This window comes from Salinarimonas ramus (assembly GCF_014645695.1).
Lineage (GTDB): Bacteria > Pseudomonadota > Alphaproteobacteria > Rhizobiales > Beijerinckiaceae > Salinarimonas > Salinarimonas ramus.
In genome coordinates, this window is record NZ_BMMF01000013.1 from 17,685 (window position 1) to 35,421 (window position 17,737).

The following is a 17,737-nucleotide window of genomic DNA, read 5'->3' on the forward strand; positions in this document are numbered from 1 at the left end:
CGGGGCGTAGCTCTGCATCGATTGCATCCCGGGCATGTTTTCCCAGGCGGGATGTTCGTCATGGCGCTGTCAAAAATGACGGGCAGGAGTCATTTTCGACGGGTTCGAGCGTTACCTCCCGGGATCAACGATGATGGGCATTCCCGAGATGAAGCTTCTGGCACGGGCGCATGCGCGGGTGAACGGGGCGATCGCGAGCGCGGACACGCGCTCCGACGCCCACAAGATCGTGGACGCGCTCATCGCGGAGCGCGGCCAGAAGATCATGGAGGCCAGCTGGTGGCCGCTGGCGAAGCCGGTGGTCGAGAGCGTGCTGCGCTATCCGGAAGCGGTGCGCATGGCCGAGACCATCGCGCCGATGCAGGCGGAGGCGGTGTTCGAGCATCTCTCCGGGCGCCTGAAGCTCGACGTGCGCACGCTCAATTCCGAGCGCCTGCCGACGTCCGGCAAGATCGTCATCGTCTCCAATCATCCCACGGGCATCGCCGACGGCGTGGCGCTGTGGGACGCGGTGAAGGGGCGCCGGCGCGACCTCTCCATCTTCGCCAATCGCGACGCGATCCGGCTGAACCCGCGGCTGGCCGACATCATCGTACCGGTGGAATGGCGCTCCGCCTTCAAGACGCGGGAGAAGACCCGCGAGACGATCCGCCTGTCGGGCCGCGCCTTCGAGCAGGAGCGGGCCGTGGTGCTGTTCCCCTCGGGCCGGCTCGCCTATTGGAACGACGACGAGAAGCGGCTGTGCGAGCGGCCGTGGATGTCGTCGGCCATCGCGCTGGCACGCCGCTACGAGGCGCCGATCGTGCCGATCCACATGGGCGCGCGGAACTCGGGGCTCTTCCACTTCCTGGCGCGGGTCTCGACGGAGCTGCGCGACATGACCGTGTTCTACGAGCTGCTCAACAAGACCGGCCAGCGCTTCTCGATCCATTTCGGCAAGCCCATCGCGCCGGACGCCCTCGAGGGCCGCGACCTGCAGGAGCTGACCGAGCGCATGCGCGCCCATTGCTTCGAGACGCTGGCGCAGGACCCGGACGCGGACTTCCCGGGCTGATTCGCCGGTCGCCGTTCGGCGAGAATCAACGGGCGCCGACGGATCTCCCCTCCCCCTTGTGGGGAGGGGTCGGGGGTGGGGGTCGTGGAGAACGTCCGCAACGCCTACGCAGGTGCGACCACGTTCGAGGCGATCCTGAAGAGGTCTCGCGCTGCATTGCGACCCCCATCCGCCCCTTCGGGGCACCTTCCCCACAAGGGGGAAGGACGGAGGCGGCGGACGCCTTTCAATGCGCGTCAAAGCCCCTTCTTCGCCCGCGCCAAAGCCTCGCCGAAGGCGTCGGCGAAGGTCTCTCGCTCGGGGGGCGAGAGCTCGCGGGCGATGACGACGCGCTCGCCGCGGGAGACGAGGGCGAGCGCCATCAGGCCGAAATCCTCGTCGTGCTCGCGGTCGAGCTTCGTCCAGAGCGGGTTGAAGCGCCGCTCCGTGCGCTCGCCGCGATGCGTCACCCGGCGCAGCATCAGCTCGATGGGCGTCAGCACCACCTCCTCGAAGCCCTTGGCCGAACGGAAGCTCGCCTTGAAGGCGATGGCGAGCGCGAGGATGTCGAGGCCGAGGAACCCCGCCACCGGCCAGGCGCCGAGCACGATGAAGGGGATGCTCGACCCCACCGCCGCGAGGCAGCACAGCACGACCACGAGCCGCGCGCCCGAGGGCGCGAGGGAGCGGTGCGGCGTGATCGTCGCGTGGAAGAGCGGCGCGGGGTCTTCGCTGCTCTCGTCGGTGGTCTGCGTGCCGGCCATCGGGGGAATGCCTTGCCGTCGTGTCGGGGGAGAGTATAACGCGCGACACGTAGGTTGGGAGGCCGCCTTGCGCGCGAAATCGCCGGACGACACGGTCGCGAACGCCGCAGGCGCCGAGCCGGCGGGCGAGGGCGCCGTCGCGAAGGCGAAGGCCAAAGGGAAGAGCAAGCCCAAGCCCAAACCGAAGCCCAAGCCCGCGGCCAAGTTCGCTGCCGCCATCGGTCGCAAGCCGCCCAAGCCCGTGGACGCCGAGACACGGCGCGAGATCTTCCGCCGCCTCGCCGCCGCCGATCCCGATCCGCGCTCGGACCTGGAATATACGAACCCCTTCACGCTCCTCGTCGCCGTCGTGCTCTCGGCGCAGGCGACGGATGCGGGGGTGAACAAGACGACGCGCCGCCTCTTCCCCGTGGCCGACAATCCCGCCGCCATGCTCGCTCTCGGCGAGGCGGGCGTGCGCGACTACGTCAAGACGATCGGGCTCTTCAACGCCAAGGCGAAGAACGTCGTGGCGCTCTCGCGCATCCTCGTGGAGGAGCACGCCGGCGCCGTGCCGGCCGACCGGTCCGTGCTGGAGAAGCTCCCCGGCGTCGGGCGCAAGACGGCGGCGGTCGTCATGAACGTCGCCTTCGGCGAGCCGACCCTCGCGGTGGACACGCACATCTTCCGCGTCTCGCATCGCATCCCGCTCGCCTACGGCCGTGACACCGACGCCATCGAGGCGGCGCTGACGCCGCTCGTGCCCGAAGAATATCGCCGCAACGCGCATCACTGGCTGATCCTGCACGGGCGCTACGTCTGCAAGGCACGCCGACCCGAGTGCTGGCGCTGCGTCGTCTCCGATCTCTGCCGCTATCCCGACAAGACGCCGGAGCCCAAGCCCGGCAAGACGAAGCCAGCGGCGAGCCCCACGATCGAACCAGACGAGGACGCCCTGCCGTGACCCGCACCGCCATCCCGCTCGAGGAGCGCCTCGTCGTCGGCCTCGACGTCCCCACCGTCGAGGAGGCGCGCGCTCTCGTCTCGCGCATCGGCGACGCCGGGCGCTTCTACAAGATCGGCTACCGGCTCGGCTTTTCCGGCGGCCTCGATTTCGCCCGCGAGCTCGTGGACGCTGGCAAGAAGGTCTTCCTCGACTTCAAGCTCCACGACATCGCCAACACGGTGGAGGAGGGCGTCGCGGCGGTGGCCGCGATGGGCGTCGATCTCCTGACCGTGCACGCCTATCCTCAGACGATGGCTGCCGCCGTCGCCGGGCGGGGCGAGAGCGGCCTGAAGATCCTCGCAGTCACCGTGCTCACGTCCTGGGACGACGCCGATCTCGCGCAGGCGGGCTTCACGGACGACGTCGCGAGCCTCGTCGCGCGCCGCGCGCAGCAGGCGCGGGAGGCTCACGTCGATGGCATCGTCGCCTCCGCCGCGGAGGCCGCGCGCATCCGCGGCATCGTCGGCGAGGAGATGCTGATCGTCACCCCGGGCATCCGCCCGGCGGGCGCGGAAGCGGGAGACCAGAAGCGCGTCGTCACCCCCGCCGACGCCCTGCGCGCCGGCGCCGACCTCCTCGTCGTCGCCCGCCCCATCATCCGCGCCGAGGACCCACGGGCGGCCGCGCAGGCGATCCTCGAGGAGATGGCTACGGCGGCGTGACGCTCGGCTCGAGCGCCGCGCGTCGCGTGGCGGCGATCTCCAGATAGCCGCGCTCGAGCTCGATGAGGCGCTGCTTGCGCCACAACCCGCCGCCGTAGCCGGTCAGCGATCCGTCCGCGCCGATGACGCGGTGGCAGGGCACGACCACGGCGATGCGATTGGCGCCGTTGGCGCGTGCGACGGCGCGCACCGCGCTGGGACGCCCCAACGCATCCGCGATGGCGCCGTAGCTGCGCGTCTCGCCGGCCGGGATCTCACGTAGCGCCGCCCACACGGCTTGCGCGAAGGCGCTGCCAGGCTGCGAGATGGGCACGGTGAATCGCGCGTCGCGCCCCGCGAAGAAGCGCTCGAGCTCGGCCTCGACCCGGTCCGTCATCGTGAAGCGGCCCACCTGGAGCCCGCCCGGACTCGCCGCGACGAGAGCTTTGAGCTCGCTCGCCAGCGCCTTGCGCTCGACGAATTCGAGCAGATGGAGCGCATGCTCGTCGGTGACGGCGACCATGGGCCCCAGCGGCGTCCCGATCCAATCGATCCGCAGCCGCGCCTCGCCCCGGAGCGCCGCAGGAGCGCAGCCGAGGAGACGCGCCACCGCCTCGCGGAAGGCGCTGGGCGAATCGAAACCAGCGCTCACCTGCGCATCGATGACGCGCCCCTCGGTCTTGAGCGCCTGCATGCCCGCGCGGATCCGCGCATGGCGCGCCATCTCGAGGAAGGTGATACCGAAATTGCGCCGGAAGCTGCGCCGCACGGTCGAGGGATCGAGACCCAATGCCGCGACGTCGGCCTCCGTCCAGCGCCGCTCCGGCTCGGCCTCGAGCGCGGTGAGGAGCCGGGCGAGGACGGGGTCCTCGCCGATCATCGAGGTGAGTGGCCGGCAGCGCAGGCAGGGGCGAAAGCCCCGCTCGATGCAGGCGGCGGCGCTGTCGTGAAAGCGGCAATTCTCGAATTTGGGCTTTCTCGCCGGGCACGAGAGCCGGCAGAAGATGCCCGTCGTCGTCACGCAGACGAAGACGCGGCCGTCGTAACGTTCGTCGCGCGCGAGGAGCGCGTCGTAGAGGATCTCGGGGCTCGGCAGGTCGAACAGCATGGCGTCCTCGATAGCCGCTCCGGCCCGCGTCGGCAGCCGGAAATCGGGCATCTATCTCGCATGACGCCGGAGGGCCAGAGGCCTCTCACGGGTTGTCCATCCGCGGCGCCTCCCGAGCGGATTACGAGAGCGCCGCTGCGCGTGATATGCTTAGCGCTCGCAGCGCGAGAGGAGATGCGCATGGGCATCGCCGAGCCGGGACGAATGAGCGCCGATGCCTTCCTCGACTGGCTCGCCCGCCAGAGCGAGCGCCACGAGCTCGTCGACGGCTTTCCCGTGCGCCTCATGGCCGGCGCGAAGCAGAGCCACAACGTGGTGACGACGAACCTCGTCGTCGTACTGGCGCCCTCCGCGAAGGCCTCCGGCTGCCGCACGACCTCGAGCGACACGGCCGTGCGCACGGGCTCGCACTCCATTCGCTTTCCCGACGTGGTCGTCGATTGCGGCCCGCCCGACCCCTCCGCTCGGGAGGCGGCGAACCCCACCGTCGTGGTCGAGGTCGCCTCGCCCGGCACCTCCGTCGTCGATCTCACGGACAAGCTGGACGAGTACCGCCGCCACGCCGCGATCCGCGTCATCGTGCTCGTCGAGCCCGACATCGTCTCCGTGAAGGTGTATCGGCGCATCGACGCCGAACGATGGGCCGTCGAGCGCTACGACACGCTGGATGCGACGATCCCGGTGCCGGAGATCGACACCGCGATAGCGGTGGCGGACGTCTACGACACGCTGGAGCCCGCCCCGGCGCCACGCCTTCGCCTCGTCGGAGGATCTCAGCCCGGCGGGTAGCGGTGGCGGCGGCCGCGCCAATCCTCCACCTCGTCGCCGTGGACATAGTCCGGACCGATGGGGCTCTTGCCGGCGCCGCCGGGGATGTCGAGCACGTAGGTCGGCTGGCACAGCCCCGAGACGCGCCCGCGCAACGCTCGCACGAGCGCGCGCCCCTCCGCGATGGAGAGGCGGAAATGGGCGGTGCCGGGGGCGAGGTCCGGGTGGTGGAGGTAGTAGGGCGTCACCCGCGCCTCCACGAAGCCGCGCATGAGGGCGGCGAGCGTCTCGACGTCGTCGTTGACCCCACGCAGGAGCACGCTCTGCGAGACGAGGACGATCCCGGCCTGCGTGAGCCGCGCGCAGGCTGTCCGTGCCGACGGCGTCAATTCGCGGGGGTGGTTGGCGTGGAGCGCGACGTAGGTGGTCTTGCCGCTCGCCTGCAAGGCGGCGATCAGGTCCGCGCCGACGTGCTCCGGATCGACGACCGGGACGCGGGTGTGGAGGCGCACGATCTTCACGTGCTCGATCGAGGCGAGCCGGAGCATCAGCGCCTCGAGCCGCCGCGGCGCCAGCACGAGCGGGTCCCCGCCGGTGAGGATCACCTCCCAGATCTCCGGGCGGCTCTCGAGATAGGCGAAGGCGCGCGCGAGATCGGGCTCCGGCAGCAGCCCCCCGTGCTGCGGACCGACGCTCTCGCGGCGAAAGCAGAATCGGCAATAGACCGGGCAGACGGTGACCGCCTTCAGGAGCGCCCGGTCCGGGTAGCGGTGGACGATGCCCGGGACGGGGGAATGAGCCTCGTCGCCGATCGGGTCGGCGCGCTCCTCGGGCCGCGTCTCGCGCTCGGCCGGGGAGGGGACGAACTGGCGCGCGATCGGGTCGTGCGGGTCGCCCGGATCGATCAGCGCGCGCATGGCCGGCGTGATCGCGATGGCGTAGCGCTCGGCGACGGCGTCGAGGGCGGGGCGCGCCGCGTCGGGGGCGAGGCCCGCCTCGACCAGCGCATCGACGGTGCGCAGCGTGCGGGCGTTCATGACGCCTCCGAGATCGTGTCGAGGTCCGGCACGGGGGTCCAGAGCACGTCCTCGATGCGCTGCGCGCCGGTGGCGAGGACGCAGAGCCGATCGAAGCCGAGCGCGCAGCCGGCGGCCTCGGGCATCCGCGCGAGGGCGGCGAGGAAGTCCTCGTCGAGCGGGTAGCGCTCGCCGTAGACGCGCGCCTTCTCGTCCATCTCGCTCTCGAAGCGTCGGCGCTGCTCGGCGGCGTCCGTCAGCTCGCCGAAGCCGTTGGCGAGCTCGACCCCGCAGGCGTAGAGCTCGAAGCGCTCGGCCACGCGTGGATCGCGGGCGCTCGCCCGGGCGAGGGCGGCTTCGCACAGCGGGTATTCGCACAGGATGGTGGGCCGGCCGATGCCCAGGCGCGGCTCGATGCGCTCGACGAGCACCTTCGAGAACACGTCCGTCCACGTGTCGTCCGCCGCGACGCGGATGCCGGCGGCGTTCGCTCGCGCCGCGAGCGCCTCGCGATCGCTGCCGCCGGCCTCGTCGACGGTGGCGAGGAGGTCGATGCCGGCATGGCGCGTGAAGGCGTCCGCGACGGTGACGATCTCGGGCTCCGCCCGCGGATCGCAGGTGGTGCCGCGCCAGGTGATCACGCGCGCACCCGTCGCGTCCGCCGCCGCCGCGAGGAGCGCGGCACAATCGGCAAAGAGCGCCTCGTAGGGCGCGCCGGCCCGATACCATTCGAGCATGGTGAACTCGGGATGGTGGAGCGGCCCACGCTCGCGGTCGCGCCAGACGCGGGAGAGCGTGAAGAGCTTCGTCTCGCCGGCCGCGAGCAGCTTCTTGCAGGCGAATTCCGGCGAGGTGTGGAGGTAGAGCGTGGCGGCGCGCCCGTCGTGTGCGGTGATGGTGGTGCGGAACGCGTGGAGATGCGCCTCGTTGCCGGGGGACACCTGCAGGCTCGCGGTCTCCACCTCGACGAAGCCCGAGGCGCGGAACTGCGCGCGCACGGCGTCTGTCACGGCGCCGCGGCCCAGCAGGAAGGGCCTGCGATCCGCATGACGACCGGGATCCCAGAAGAACGAGGCGGCGTCGGCGGGGGCATCCATGGCGATCAGGCGTCTCCGGGTGCCGGCTCACTAGACCGGGCGCGCCTCGTGGGGTAATGCCCAGGCCGAGCAGGTTCAAGAGGCCGCGTCACGCGGCGCATACGAAGTGGAACACACATGGCCAAGGTCATCGCGAGCTCCCTGCGCAAGGGCAACGTCGTCGACGTCGACGGCAAGCTCTACGTGGTCCTCACCGCGCAGAACATCCACCCCGGCAAGGGCACGCCGGTCACGCAGCTCGACATGCGCCGCATCTCCGACGGCACCAAGGTCTCCGAGCGCTATCGTACCACCGAGCAGGTGGAGAAGGCGACGGTGGAGGACCGCGACCACCAGTTCCTCTACGAGGACGGCGAGGGCTTCCACTTCATGAACCCGGAGACGTTCGACCAGGTGACGATGTCGCGCGACGACATCGGCGACCAGGCGGCCTACCTCCAGGAGGGCATGACGGTGTCGCTGAAGCTCCACGAGGGCCTCGCCATCGCCATCGAGCTGCCCCAGCGCGTCACCTTCGAGGTGGTGGAGACGGAGCCGGTGGTGAAGGGCCAGACGGCGTCGTCGTCCTACAAGCCGGCAATGCTGAACAACGGCGTGCGCACCATGGTCCCGCCCCACATCTCGGCCGGTACCCGCATCGTGGTGATGACCGAGGACGGGTCGTACGTCGAGCGCGCCAAGGACTGAGAAGGCACGCGTCTTCCTCGCAGAGGAGAACGAGCCTGGACGGGCGACGTCGACGTGGATGTCGCGCGCCGCAGGCCGCCTCTCCGTAGAGGAGGGCGGCGACCCGGCAGTCGCGATTCGGGTGCATCGCGGGCCGGCGCGTCAGATTGCCTTCAGGTGCCGGATGGGACGGCCGGGGGCGATCGCCTGGGCGGCCTGGGCGATGCCCTGGGCGTCGATGCCGTAGTGCCTGTAGAGGTCGGCGATCGTGCCCGTCTGGCCGAAATGCTCGACGCCGAGCGAGCGCGTACGGTGGCCGGCGACGGAGCCGAGCCAGGCGAGCGTGGCGGGATGGCCGTCGAGCACGGTCACGAGCCCGCAATGCGCCGGCACCTCGTCCATCAGCCGCTCGATATGCGAGCGGGCGTGGACGAGCCCGGCCTCGCGGGCGCGCTGCGCCGCCGTCCAGCCGGCGTTGAGCCGGTCCGCCGAGGTCACGGCCAGGAGGCCGACGTCGCGGCGATCCTCCGCCATCAGCCCCACCGCCTCGATGGCCTCCGGCGCGACGGCGCCCGTATAGGCGACCACGACCTGGGCGTTCGGCCCGGGCTTTCGCATCCAATAGGCACCATCGACGATGTCCTGCGCGAGCGCGGGGCTCATCGTGCGCCGCGGCTGCTCCAGCGCGCGGGTGGTGAGGCGCAGGTAGACCGAGCCGCCGGTGGCGTCGCGCAGCCAGGTGCGCTCGTCCGGCTCCGCGTCGCCGTCGCGCTGCACGTAGGCGAAGGCGAAGCGCATGATCTCGGCGAGCTCGTCGACGAAGGCGGGCTCGAAGGAGGCGAGCCCGTCCTGCGCCAGGCCGATCAGCGGCGAGGAGATCGACTGGTGCGCGCCGCCCTCCGGTGCCAGCGTCACGCCCGACGGCGTCGCCGTGAGGATGAAGCGGGCGTCCTGATAGCAGGCGTAGTTGAGCGCATCGAGCCCGCGCGCGATGAACGGGTCGTAGAGCGTGCCCACCGGGATCAGCCGCGCGCCGAAGAGCGAATGCGAGAGCCCCAGCGCGGAGAGCAGGATGAACAGGTTCATCTCGGCGATGCCGAGCTCGATGTGCTGGCCCGTCGGCCGGTAGTCCCAATTGAAGGTCGAGGGGATGCGCTCGGCCTTGAACGTGTCGGCGAGCGCCTGGCGGGCGAAGAGCCCGCGGCGGTTCACCCAGGGCCCGAGATTGGTGGAGACGGTCACGTCGGGCGAGGTCGTGACGATGCGCTCGGCCAGGGGCAAATCCGAGCGGGCGAGCTCGTTGAGGATGAGACCGAAACCCGCCTGTGTCGAGATCGTCTCCTGGCGGGGCGCCTCGAGCGTCTCGGGCACCGGCAGCGCCGGCGCTGAGCGGCGCCGGCGGCCCTCCTGCGCGAAGGGGACGCCGGCGAGGAAGTCGCGCAGCTTGGCCTCCGGCATGTCGAGCCCTTCGAAGGGCTCCCATTCCCGGCCGGCGCGCACGTTCATCTGGGTCTGGAACCCCTCCAGCTGCTTGGGCGTGAGGAGCCCCGCGTGGTTGTCCTTGTGGCCCGCCAGCGGCAGGCCGAAGCCCTTGATCGTGTAGGCGATGAAGACGACGGGCCTGTCGTGGTCGATCCCTTCGAAGGCCTCGAGCAGGGTCGGCAGGTCGTGGCCGGCGAGGTTCGTCATCAGCCGGCCGAGCTCGGCGTCCGAGCGCCGCTCGACGAGCGCGGTGACGTCGCCCTGGTCGCCGATCTCGTCCATGAGCCGCTTGCGCCAGGCCGCCCCGCCCTGGAAGGTCAGCGCGGAATAGAGCTGGTTGGGGCAGGTGTCGATCCAGGCGCGCAGCTTGTCGCCGCCGGGTTCGCGGAAGGCCTCCTCCAGCAGCGAGCCGTATTTCAGCGTCACCACGTCCCAGCCGAAGGCGCGGAAGAGCGCCTCGAAGCGGGCGTAGAGCCCTTCGCGGATGACGGCGTCGAGGCTTTGGCGGTTGTAGTCGACGATCCACCAGGTGTTGCGAACGCCCTGCTTCCAGCCCTCCAGCAGCGCCTCGAAGATGTTGCCCTCGTCCATCTCGGCGTCGCCGACGAGGGCGATCATGCGTCCCTCCGGCCGTTCTGTGCCCCAGCCGTGGGCGCGCACGTAGTCCTGCGCCAGCGACGCGAACAGCGTCTGCGCCACGCCGAGCCCCACCGATCCGGTCGAGAAGTCGACGTCGTCGCCGTCCTTGGTGCGGGAGGCATAGGATTGCGCGCCCTTGTATCCGCGGAAGCGCTCGAGCTTCTCGCGGGTCTGGTTGCCGAGGAGATACTGGATCGCGTGGAAGACGGGGCTCGCATGCGGCTTGACCGCGACGCGGTCCTGCGGGCGCAGGGCCGCGAAGTAGAGCGCCGTCATGATCGTCGCGAGCGAGGCGGAGGACGCCTGATGCCCGCCGACCTTGAGCCCGTCGGCGCTCTCGCGCAGGTGATTGGCGTTGTGGATCGTCCAGGTGGACAGCCACAGGAGCTTCTTCTCGAGCGCGGCGAGGTAGGGCAGGCGGGGATCGTCGACGGCGGGCATGGGGGATCTTGTCCGTGAGGTCGGGCATGGGGGCGAGACGGCGCCGGCACGATAGGGCTCCGGCCGCCCCGCGCCAAGCGCTACCCGCGAGCGGCCGCCTGCCGCTCGGATCCTGCCGCTCAGATCTTCTCGCGCGCCAGAGGGTCCGGCCCGAACCGGTTCGTGCCAGGCGTGCCCTCGAGGAGGCCGAGGTCGACGAGCGCCCACAGGAAGCCGACGAAGGGGATCAGCAGCAGCAGGCACCACCAGCCGGACTTGTCGCGATCGTGGCAGCGCTTGATGTGGAGCATCAGCCCCGCGAGCTGCAGCACGATCGTGATGATGAAGGCGACGAGCCCGTCGGTGCCGAACAGGATCGTCGAGATCAGCGCGACGACGAGGAGGACGGCGACGCCGATCCACCAGCGCCCGCGCTCGATGCGCCCCTCGTAGGTGGTAAACATCCATTTCCAGTCGATATTGGTGGGCACGGTCGGTCTCCTCTTCCTCGGCTCGCCTCGTGATCTCGGGCGAGCGCCTCGATCAGCCTAATTCACGTATGGGGCATGGAGCTTTGCCGTACGTCAACGCGCGGGACGGGGAGGGCGGTTCCTCCCCGGCGTCGCTCCGTCGAAGGCAGCGCGTGACGCGTCCGCCGGCTCGGTCTAGACGGAAGCGAGATCGGACGAGCCGGGGAGCGGGCGATGAGCGGGGACGAGACGCGCGAGGCGGGACGTGTACGCCACCACGTCGAGAACGGCGTCGCGCGGGTGGTGTTCGATCGCCCGCAGGCCCGCAACGCCTTCACCTTCGCCATGTACGAGGAGCTCCACGACCTCTGCGGCGCGCTCGAGGCCGACGACGCGGTGCGCGTCGTGGTGCTGGAGGGCGCGGGCGGCAAGGCCTTCGCCGCCGGGACCGACATCGCCGCTTTCCGCGACGTGCGCACCGCGGAGGACGCGCTCGCCTACGAGGTGCGCATCGAGCGTGTGCTGAGCCGGCTCGAGTCCCTGCCCAAGCCGACCATCGCGATGATCGCCGGCGCCTGCACCGGCGGCGGCGCGGCGATCGCCGCCTGCTGCGATCTGCGCATCGCGGAGGCGGGCGCGCGCATCGGCTTTCCCATCGCGCGTACGCTCGGCAACTGCCTCTCGGTGCGCAATCTCGCGCGCCTCGCGACGCTGGTCGGGCCGGCGACGGTGAAGGAGATGATCTTCACCGCGCGCCTCCTATCCGCCGCGGAAGCGTGCGCGAAGGGCTTCGTCACGGAGGTCGCCGCGGATCCGGACGCCCTCGCGGCGCGGGTGGACGAGCTCGCCGCGACGATCGCCGGCCACGCGCCCCTGACGCTCGCGGCGACGAAGCGCGGCCTGGCGCTGGCCGCATCGGGCGAGATCGACGGCGCGGGCGACGATCTCGTGGTGGGCTGCTACACGAGCGGCGATTTCAGGGAGGGCATGGAGGCCTTCCTCGCCAAGCGCAAGCCGGTCTGGCAGGGCCGCTGACACAACGTGTCGACAGGCGTGTGATCACACGGGGGTGAGGACCGGAAATCCTCACGAAATCGCGACCGCGAGGGTCGAAACGGCGCTTTACGCGCGCTGCGAACCTGTGGCCTCCTTCCGCGCCGGCCGGCTCTGCTTCGGCCGCGACACGGGAGGAACGCGATGGCGAAACCGGCGCCCGAGCGGGCATGCGACGTGATAATGAAGGGCGGGATCACCTCCGGGGTGATCTACCCGAAGGCCGTGACCGCTTTGGCCGAGAAATACCGCTTCCGCTCGATCGGCGGCACCTCCGTGGGCGCCATCGCGGCCGCGATCACCGCGGCGGCGGAGCTCAACCGCGAGGGCGGAGGCTTCGACGTCGTCGAGAAGCTCCCCGAGCGCATCGCCAAGCACCTGCCGAACCTGTTCCAGCCCGCGCCGGCCGCGCGCCCGCTCTACGCGCTCCTGCGCTGGGGCGTGCTGGAGCGCCGCTTCGGCAAGGCGTTCTGGACGCTCCTCTTCCATCACGGCCAGTTCGTGCTCGTCGGCGCCATGATCGCCTTCACGCTCGGCCTCTTCTCCGCCGCCATCGGCGGGAGCCTCTTCGCCGTCGTCTTCGCGCTCCTCGTCTTCGCGCTCGTGACGGTGGGGCTCTCGGCCTGGAGCGTCGTCGCCAACGCCAAGGACGTGCTGGAGGAGAACTTCTACGGCCTATGCCCCGGCCCCACGCAGGAGGACGCGGAGGGCATCGGCCTCTCCGACTGGCTCGCCGAGACGATCGAGGAGGCGGCCGGCCGCGGCCTGCCCGACGATCCCGAGGAACTGCGCCGGCCGCTGACCTTCGGCGACCTCGCCCGCAGCGGACGGCCCGATGCGCCCGAGAGCGAGCCCGGCCCGATCCAGCTCGCAATGATGACCACCAATCTCGCGCTGCGCCGTCCGCATTGGCTGCCCGACCTGACGAAGCCGGGACATCCGTTCGAGGCGCTGTACTTCCGCGAGGACGAGTTCCGCCTGGTCCTCCCCGGCTGGGTCGTCGATTGGATGACACAGGGTCCCGCCGCCCGTCCCGGCCCGCAGGCGGGGCTCTGGCACATGCCGGAGCCGGACGATCTGCCCGTCGTCGTCGCGACGCGGATGAGCCTGTCCTTCCCCGTCCTGATCTCGGCGGTGCCGCTCTACGCGCCCGACGGGAGCGGTGCCGTGCGGCGCATGCTGTTCAGCGACGGCGGCATCTCGAGCAACTTCCCGATCCATTTCTTCGACGCGTTGCTGCCGCGCCGGCCGACCTTCGGCATCTCGCTCGAATCGGTCTCGACGCTGCCCGGCGGCGAGCGCGCGAGCCTGCCGACGGCCGAGCGGCCCGATCCGTGGATCGGACTGGTGCAGCCCAAGGGGCCGCTCGGCTTCCTCGGCGCCGTGCTCGACGCCATGCAGGAATGGCAGGACCGCCTGCAGACGTCGCTGCCCGGCTATCGCGAGCGCGTCGCGGACGTCTATCTGCTCGACGACGAGGGCGGCCTCAACCTGGCCATGGGGTCCGAGACGCTGGACGCGCTCACGAAGATCGGCGCGGAGGCCGGCGCGCTCTTGGCAGGCGACCGGTTCGACTTCGACGACCATCGCTGGCGCCGCTTCCTCGTCGCCTATGCACGGCTCGAGGAGACGCTCGCCAAGACGGCGGCGCGCTGGACCGGCGCCGGCAGCGGCGAGAGCATGGCGGAGGCGATGAAGCGCATCGCCAAGGATCCGTCGAGCTTCGACGACACCGATCCCGAGACGATGCGCGCCATGCTCGAGCGCTTCGACGGCCTCATGCGGCACGTCGCCGGCTGGGACGAGCCGCTGGCGTCGAAGGCGGACATCCCGCAGCCGGAGAGCGCGCTGCGCATCACGCCGAAGGCGTGACGCGCGAGCGGGCGCCTCCTTCGGTACTCGTTCAGTACTCGCTGACGTCGAGGCGGGCGCGCACGCCGCTCCCGCCTTCGTAATGGCCGATCCAGACGTCGTACTGGCCGCTCGACGGCTGGTTGAAGCGCACCAGCGGGTCGAGATTGCCGGCGGAGTCGTCGTCGCAATACCAGCGCCCATTCGGGTCGTTGATCACGAGGGTCGTGTCCGAGTTCGAGCGAACGGTGAAGCTCAGCGGAAAGGAACCCGCCTGGTATTGGATGCGCACGTCGGGCGCGTCCGCGATCGAGCCGGCGCAGGCCGAGCCGAGCTGGGCGGCGTTGCGGGTGCCACCGGCGCGGACGTTGATCGAGTATGGATCGGGCGAGAACCCTGCGCCGAGGCGGAAGGTGCCGAAAGCAGGATTGCGATTGTAGTTCTGCGCGACGACCGGAACCGTGACGGCGAGTGCCGCCACGGCGCCGAGCCCGGCGATGACGATGCGATTCATGGACGATGCCCCCTGGTGCCGGACAGCCGGCGAAGTGATCCCGCGAAGGCTGGGCGCCGTCTCGACCGCGCATCGCTTCCGCAGCGGAGGGGACGATAAATCCATATTTCTTGCTGTTGAATAGATGAAAACACTGACTTTTCTCGGCTTCCCGTTCGCGTCTTCCGCCACGACCGCGGAGAGGCTAGCGTGCGGCGTCATTCCCGAGAGGATCCAGATGCCCGACGCGCCCCGCAACCTGCACTTCTCCACGGGCGAGCTCGCGCGCCGGCTCGAGGCGACCGTCGCCTCGCTGGCGGTCCGCGGGCTCGACGCGCTCGTGATGTTTCGCCAAGAGAGCATGTATTGGCTCACCGGCTACGACACGTTCGGCTACGTCCACTTCCAGGCGATGGTGCTCACCGCGGACGGGAAGCTGACGCTGCTGACGCGCTCGGCGGACCGGCTGCAGGCGCGCTTCACGTCGGTCGTCGAGGACGTGCGGATCTGGGTCGACCGTGCCGGCGCCGAGCCCGAGCGCGAGCTCGCCGGCATCTTGCAGGAGCACGGTCTGTCGGGCCGGCGCGTGGGCGTCGAGTACGAGGCCTACGGGCTCACGGCCGCCAAGGGCAAGCGATTGGAGGCGGCTCTCGACGGCGTGGTGCGCGTCGAGGACGCCTCGTTCCTGGTGTCGGAGCTGCGCGCCGTGAAGAGCGACGAGGAGATCGCCTATGTCCGCCGTGCGGCAGAGCTCGGCGACGCGGCGCTCGCGGCGGCCCAGGCGCGTGCGGCAGCAGGCGTTTTCGAGGGCGACATCCTGGCGGACATGCACGCGGCGATCGCCCGCGGCGGCGGCGACGACCCCGCCAACGAGTTCATCCTCGGCTCCGGCCCCGGCGCCCTGATGTGCCGCTACTATACCGGCCGGCGCACGCTCTCGCCGGACGACCTGCTGACGATCGAGCACGCCGGCGTCTACCGGCACTACCATGCGGCGCTGATGCGCACCTTCGTGATCGGGCGCGAAGATCCGCGCGTCGTGGCGATGCACGCGGCAGCCCACGACGCGCTTCTGGCGACCGAGGCGGCTTTGCGTCCCGGCAGGCCGATCGGGGAGGCGTTCGATGCGCACGCCCGCACGCTCGACGCTGCCGGCTACGGGCACACGCGGCTCAACGCCTGCGGCTATTCGCTGGGCACGACCTTCGCGCCGAACTGGATGGACTGGCCGATGCTCTTCGCCGGCCAGGGCTACGAGGCCCGCCCGGGCAACGTCTTCTTCTGCCACATGATCCTGTTCGACGAGGCGGCCGGCCTCGCCATGACGCTGGGGCGGACCTCCCTCGTCGGGGCGACCGGCGCCGAGCCGCTCTCGGCGGCCTCGCTCGATCTGGTCCGCCTCTGAGGGCGGGCGTCAGGCGCTCACGCCGGGCAGGCGCACGAGGCGGCAGCCGGAGATCTTCCAGGTTCCGTCCGGCTGCTGTTCCAGCGAGTAGATCGCCTGCCAGGCGACGCCGGACCGATCGACGATGGAGACTTCCTGCACCGGCCCGGCCGCCGTCTCGCGATAGCGGCCGAAGGCGAAGTCGCGCGGACGATAGACCGGGGGATAGCCCTGGCGGACCATCGCCTTGAAGCGCTCCTCGTTCGGAAACATGCTCCGAATGCCGGGTGCCGCGAAGGAATAAGCGGCCGGGCCGTCGTCGGCGAGGAAGGCCTCGATCTGTCCCTCGATGACGGCCCGCGCCGCAGCCTCGTCGGCATGTGCGCGCTCCGCCGGCAGGAAGGCGAGGGCGATGAGGAGCGTGAGGCCGGCGAGGAGGATGCGCATGGGTCGGCTCCGGACGTGCTGTCGCATCATTCGGAGCTAGGCCTCGCGCGGGCGGCGGCAAGACGCCCCGCGACCTTCCGTCACGAGCGCCGTCACGAGCGCGATCACCATGGCAGCGCCTCGCCGCGATAATCGTAGAAGCCGCCGGTGGCCGAGGACGGCAGGCCGTCGAGAACCGCGAGGAGCCGTGACGCGGCCTCGTCCGGCGTCGCGACGGCGAGCCCGGCCTTCGCGAAGGGCTTCGTCAGGCGCGTGTCGACGGTGCCGGGATGGATGGCGACGCAGAGCGCACCCGGCCGGCGGCGGGCGAGCTCCACCGAGGCCGTGCGCACGATCTGGTTCAGCGCGGCTTTCGAGGCGCGGTACGCGTACCAGCCGCCGAGCCGGTTGTCGCCGATGGAGCCGACCTTGGCCGAGAGGGTCGCGAAGGTCGCCTTGCCGTCTCGGGCGAGGCGCGGCGCGAGATGCTTCAACAGGAGCGCCGGCCCTATGGCGTTGATCGCGAAGGAGCGCGCCATGACGGCGGGATCGATGTCGCGCCAGGAGCGCTCGGGCGTCATCTCCGCGTCGTGGAGGAGGCCCGTCGCGTCGACGACGAGGGCGAGCTGCGTGTCCCCGAGGGAGGCGGCGAACGCCGCGACGCTCGCCTCGTCGGTGACGTCGAGGGGCGGGGATCCGGATCGCGACGCGGCGATCACGGGCGAGAACCGGCCGTCTTCCTCGAGCGCGCGCACGAGCGCCGCGCCGATGCCGCCGGACGCACCGACGACGAGCGCGGGGCCGGAGGGCAAACGGGGGGAGGGGGGCGGGACGGCGGGAGAGGTCTGGTCGCTCATCGACGTGTGACAAAGGGCGCGGGCGCCCCGAAACAAGGCCGCGCTGCCTTCAGTCGTCCACAATCGGGCTTTTCCCTGGACGTGTGCGGAGGGAATCGGGCGCGTCAGTCGCCGACGCCGCATCGTGGGGGCCAAGCCCGGCAATTAACGGCCGAACACGGCCGAGAGGGAAGGACGCTCCGACCATGACGAAACCGATGACCGCGCACGCTCTGCGCGCCGACGCCGCCGCCCCCGTCTACCCGAACGACCTCACCCCCGCTCTCCAGGAGACCCTCGCCATCCTGGCCGATCTCGACTTCGCCCACGAGGCGGCCCACGAGCGGCTCGCCCATTGGGACGGGCCCGAGGCGGTGAAGCGCGAGATCGCCCGCGACCTCGACGCCCGTCACGACGCCGCAAAGGCGCCCTACGAGCGCCGGCTCGTCGCCCTGCGGGAGCGTGCGCACACTACCTCGCGGCTCGCCGCTGTCGGCTGAGGGACAGGGCCCGACACCTCCGCAGGGGAGGTCGTCGAGCGAAGCGAGACGGGTGGGGGCGTGACGGTCGACCGAGGTTTCGCCCCCTCCGGTCCGCTTCGCGGC

Annotated in this window: 18 protein-coding genes; 9 read left to right on the forward strand and 9 right to left on the reverse strand. The window is 70.8% G+C overall.

Annotation, left to right across the window (positions count from 1 at the left end; all coding sequences use genetic code 11):
- The first annotated feature begins 133 nt into the window (after positions 1–133).
- Positions 134–1,054, forward strand: a complete 921-nt coding sequence (locus IEX89_RS19310) for a 1-acyl-sn-glycerol-3-phosphate acyltransferase (protein ID WP_373290613.1) — start codon at positions 134–136, stop codon at positions 1,052–1,054.
- Positions 1,055–1,290: 236 nt separating this feature from the next.
- Here IEX89_RS19310 and IEX89_RS19315 read toward each other — a convergent pair whose 3' ends face one another.
- Positions 1,291–1,797, reverse strand: a complete 507-nt coding sequence (locus tag IEX89_RS19315) for a DUF2244 domain-containing protein (RefSeq protein WP_188914905.1) — start codon at positions 1,795–1,797, stop codon at positions 1,291–1,293.
- 67 nt (positions 1,798–1,864) lie between these two features.
- On the opposite strand from IEX89_RS19315, the gene nth reads away from it, so the two are divergent.
- Complete coding sequence (gene nth, locus IEX89_RS19320) at positions 1,865–2,740, forward strand: endonuclease III (protein ID WP_373290610.1); 876 nt, start codon at positions 1,865–1,867, stop codon at positions 2,738–2,740.
- Positions 2,737–3,444, forward strand: coding sequence for an orotidine-5'-phosphate decarboxylase (gene pyrF / locus IEX89_RS19325; protein WP_188914907.1), 708 nt, complete (start codon positions 2,737–2,739; stop codon positions 3,442–3,444). Before nth ends, pyrF begins: the two co-directional genes overlap by 4 nt.
- Here the strand turns inward: pyrF and IEX89_RS19330 are convergent.
- The gene (locus IEX89_RS19330) at positions 3,431–4,531 is read right to left on the reverse strand and encodes a bifunctional transcriptional activator/DNA repair enzyme AdaA (protein WP_188915038.1); all 1,101 of its coding nucleotides are present in this window, start codon (positions 4,529–4,531) and stop codon (positions 3,431–3,433) included. The two genes, pyrF and IEX89_RS19330, sit on opposite strands and share 14 nt — an antisense overlap.
- A gap of 180 nt (positions 4,532–4,711) precedes the next feature.
- On the opposite strand from IEX89_RS19330, the gene IEX89_RS19335 reads away from it, so the two are divergent.
- Positions 4,712–5,320 (forward strand): Uma2 family endonuclease, encoded by a 609-nt coding sequence (locus IEX89_RS19335; RefSeq protein ID WP_188914908.1) that lies wholly within the window; start codon positions 4,712–4,714, stop codon positions 5,318–5,320.
- Here the strand turns inward: IEX89_RS19335 and IEX89_RS19340 are convergent.
- Positions 5,305–6,336 (reverse strand): lysine-2,3-aminomutase-like protein, encoded by a 1,032-nt coding sequence (locus IEX89_RS19340; RefSeq protein WP_188914909.1) that lies wholly within the window; start codon positions 6,334–6,336, stop codon positions 5,305–5,307. The genes IEX89_RS19335 and IEX89_RS19340 overlap by 16 nt on opposite strands.
- Entirely contained in the window at positions 6,333–7,412 is a 1,080-nt protein-coding gene (epmA, locus tag IEX89_RS19345; RefSeq protein WP_188914910.1) for an EF-P lysine aminoacylase EpmA, read from the reverse strand. Before epmA ends, IEX89_RS19340 begins: the two co-directional genes overlap by 4 nt.
- Before the next feature lie 117 nt (positions 7,413–7,529).
- On the opposite strand from epmA, the gene efp reads away from it, so the two are divergent.
- On the forward strand, positions 7,530–8,099 hold the full coding sequence (gene efp, locus IEX89_RS19350; protein ID WP_188914911.1) for an elongation factor P: 570 nt from the start codon (positions 7,530–7,532) through the stop codon (positions 8,097–8,099).
- 141 nt (positions 8,100–8,240) lie between these two features.
- On the opposite strand, the gene IEX89_RS19355 is transcribed toward efp, so the two are convergent.
- Together IEX89_RS19355 and IEX89_RS19360 are read right to left on the reverse strand one after the other, a co-directional pair.
- Complete coding sequence (locus IEX89_RS19355) at positions 8,241–10,640, reverse strand: thiamine pyrophosphate-binding protein (protein ID WP_188914912.1); 2,400 nt, start codon at positions 10,638–10,640, stop codon at positions 8,241–8,243.
- Positions 10,641–10,759: 119 nt separating this feature from the next.
- Positions 10,760–11,110 (reverse strand): DUF805 domain-containing protein, encoded by a 351-nt coding sequence (locus tag IEX89_RS19360; RefSeq protein WP_244645582.1) that lies wholly within the window; start codon positions 11,108–11,110, stop codon positions 10,760–10,762.
- Between the two features lie 213 nt (positions 11,111–11,323).
- Between IEX89_RS19360 and IEX89_RS19365 the strand changes: the two genes are divergently transcribed.
- Both IEX89_RS19365 and IEX89_RS19370 read left to right on the forward strand, forming a co-directional pair.
- A complete protein-coding gene (locus IEX89_RS19365) occupies positions 11,324–12,124 on the forward strand; it encodes an enoyl-CoA hydratase (protein ID WP_188914913.1) in 801 nt (266 codons plus the stop codon).
- Between the two features lie 162 nt (positions 12,125–12,286).
- Positions 12,287–14,014: a patatin-like phospholipase domain-containing protein gene (locus IEX89_RS19370; RefSeq protein ID WP_188914914.1), complete on the forward strand. Its 1,728-nt coding sequence runs from the start codon at positions 12,287–12,289 to the stop codon at positions 14,012–14,014.
- A 31-nt stretch (positions 14,015–14,045) separates the two neighbouring features.
- On the opposite strand, the gene IEX89_RS19375 is transcribed toward IEX89_RS19370, so the two are convergent.
- A complete protein-coding gene (locus IEX89_RS19375) occupies positions 14,046–14,507 on the reverse strand; it encodes a peptidase S1 (protein ID WP_188914915.1) in 462 nt (153 codons plus the stop codon).
- 217 nt (positions 14,508–14,724) lie between these two features.
- Here IEX89_RS19375 and IEX89_RS19380 point away from each other — a divergent pair, with 217 nt between their 5' ends.
- Positions 14,725–15,891 (forward strand): M24 family metallopeptidase, encoded by a 1,167-nt coding sequence (locus IEX89_RS19380; protein WP_188914916.1) that lies wholly within the window; start codon positions 14,725–14,727, stop codon positions 15,889–15,891.
- Between the two features lie 9 nt (positions 15,892–15,900).
- On the opposite strand, the gene IEX89_RS19385 is transcribed toward IEX89_RS19380, so the two are convergent.
- Together IEX89_RS19385 and IEX89_RS19390 are read right to left on the reverse strand one after the other, a co-directional pair.
- The gene (locus IEX89_RS19385) at positions 15,901–16,317 is read right to left on the reverse strand and encodes a DUF4864 domain-containing protein (RefSeq protein WP_188914917.1); all 417 of its coding nucleotides are present in this window, start codon (positions 16,315–16,317) and stop codon (positions 15,901–15,903) included.
- A 104-nt stretch (positions 16,318–16,421) separates the two neighbouring features.
- On the reverse strand, positions 16,422–17,153 hold the full coding sequence (locus IEX89_RS19390) for an SDR family NAD(P)-dependent oxidoreductase (protein WP_188914918.1): 732 nt from the start codon (positions 17,151–17,153) through the stop codon (positions 16,422–16,424).
- 185 nt (positions 17,154–17,338) lie between these two features.
- On the opposite strand from IEX89_RS19390, the gene IEX89_RS19395 reads away from it, so the two are divergent.
- A complete protein-coding gene (locus IEX89_RS19395) occupies positions 17,339–17,632 on the forward strand; it encodes a hypothetical protein (RefSeq protein WP_188914919.1) in 294 nt (97 codons plus the stop codon).
- Positions 17,633–17,737: the final 105 nt, after the last annotated feature.

What these genes read in the sequence shown, in the direction of transcription:
- IEX89_RS19395 (WP_188914919.1), top strand. Translation starts at nt 17,339, where the DNA reads ATGACGAAACCGATGACCGCGCACGCTCTGCGCGCCGACGCCGCCGCC.
- IEX89_RS19375 (WP_188914915.1), bottom strand. Translation starts at nt 14,507, where the DNA reads ATGAATCGCATCGTCATCGCCGGGCTCGGCGCCGTGGCGGCACTCGCC.
- efp (WP_188914911.1), top strand. Translation starts at nt 7,530, where the DNA reads ATGGCCAAGGTCATCGCGAGCTCCCTGCGCAAGGGCAACGTCGTCGAC.
- IEX89_RS19380 (WP_188914916.1), top strand. Translation starts at nt 14,725, where the DNA reads ATGCCCGACGCGCCCCGCAACCTGCACTTCTCCACGGGCGAGCTCGCG.
- IEX89_RS19310 (WP_373290613.1), top strand. Translation starts at nt 134, where the DNA reads ATGGGCATTCCCGAGATGAAGCTTCTGGCACGGGCGCATGCGCGGGTG.
- IEX89_RS19365 (WP_188914913.1), top strand. Translation starts at nt 11,324, where the DNA reads ATGAGCGGGGACGAGACGCGCGAGGCGGGACGTGTACGCCACCACGTC.
- IEX89_RS19370 (WP_188914914.1), top strand. Translation starts at nt 12,287, where the DNA reads ATGGCGAAACCGGCGCCCGAGCGGGCATGCGACGTGATAATGAAGGGC.
- epmA (WP_188914910.1), bottom strand. Translation starts at nt 7,412, where the DNA reads ATGGATGCCCCCGCCGACGCCGCCTCGTTCTTCTGGGATCCCGGTCGT.
- IEX89_RS19390 (WP_188914918.1), bottom strand. Translation starts at nt 17,153, where the DNA reads ATGAGCGACCAGACCTCTCCCGCCGTCCCGCCCCCCTCCCCCCGTTTG.
- IEX89_RS19335 (WP_188914908.1), top strand. Translation starts at nt 4,712, where the DNA reads ATGGGCATCGCCGAGCCGGGACGAATGAGCGCCGATGCCTTCCTCGAC.
- IEX89_RS19340 (WP_188914909.1), bottom strand. Translation starts at nt 6,336, where the DNA reads ATGAACGCCCGCACGCTGCGCACCGTCGATGCGCTGGTCGAGGCGGGC.
- IEX89_RS19385 (WP_188914917.1), bottom strand. Translation starts at nt 16,317, where the DNA reads ATGCGCATCCTCCTCGCCGGCCTCACGCTCCTCATCGCCCTCGCCTTC.
- IEX89_RS19315 (WP_188914905.1), bottom strand. Translation starts at nt 1,797, where the DNA reads ATGGCCGGCACGCAGACCACCGACGAGAGCAGCGAAGACCCCGCGCCG.
- IEX89_RS19355 (WP_188914912.1), bottom strand. Translation starts at nt 10,640, where the DNA reads ATGCCCGCCGTCGACGATCCCCGCCTGCCCTACCTCGCCGCGCTCGAG.
- IEX89_RS19330 (WP_188915038.1), bottom strand. Translation starts at nt 4,531, where the DNA reads ATGCTGTTCGACCTGCCGAGCCCCGAGATCCTCTACGACGCGCTCCTC.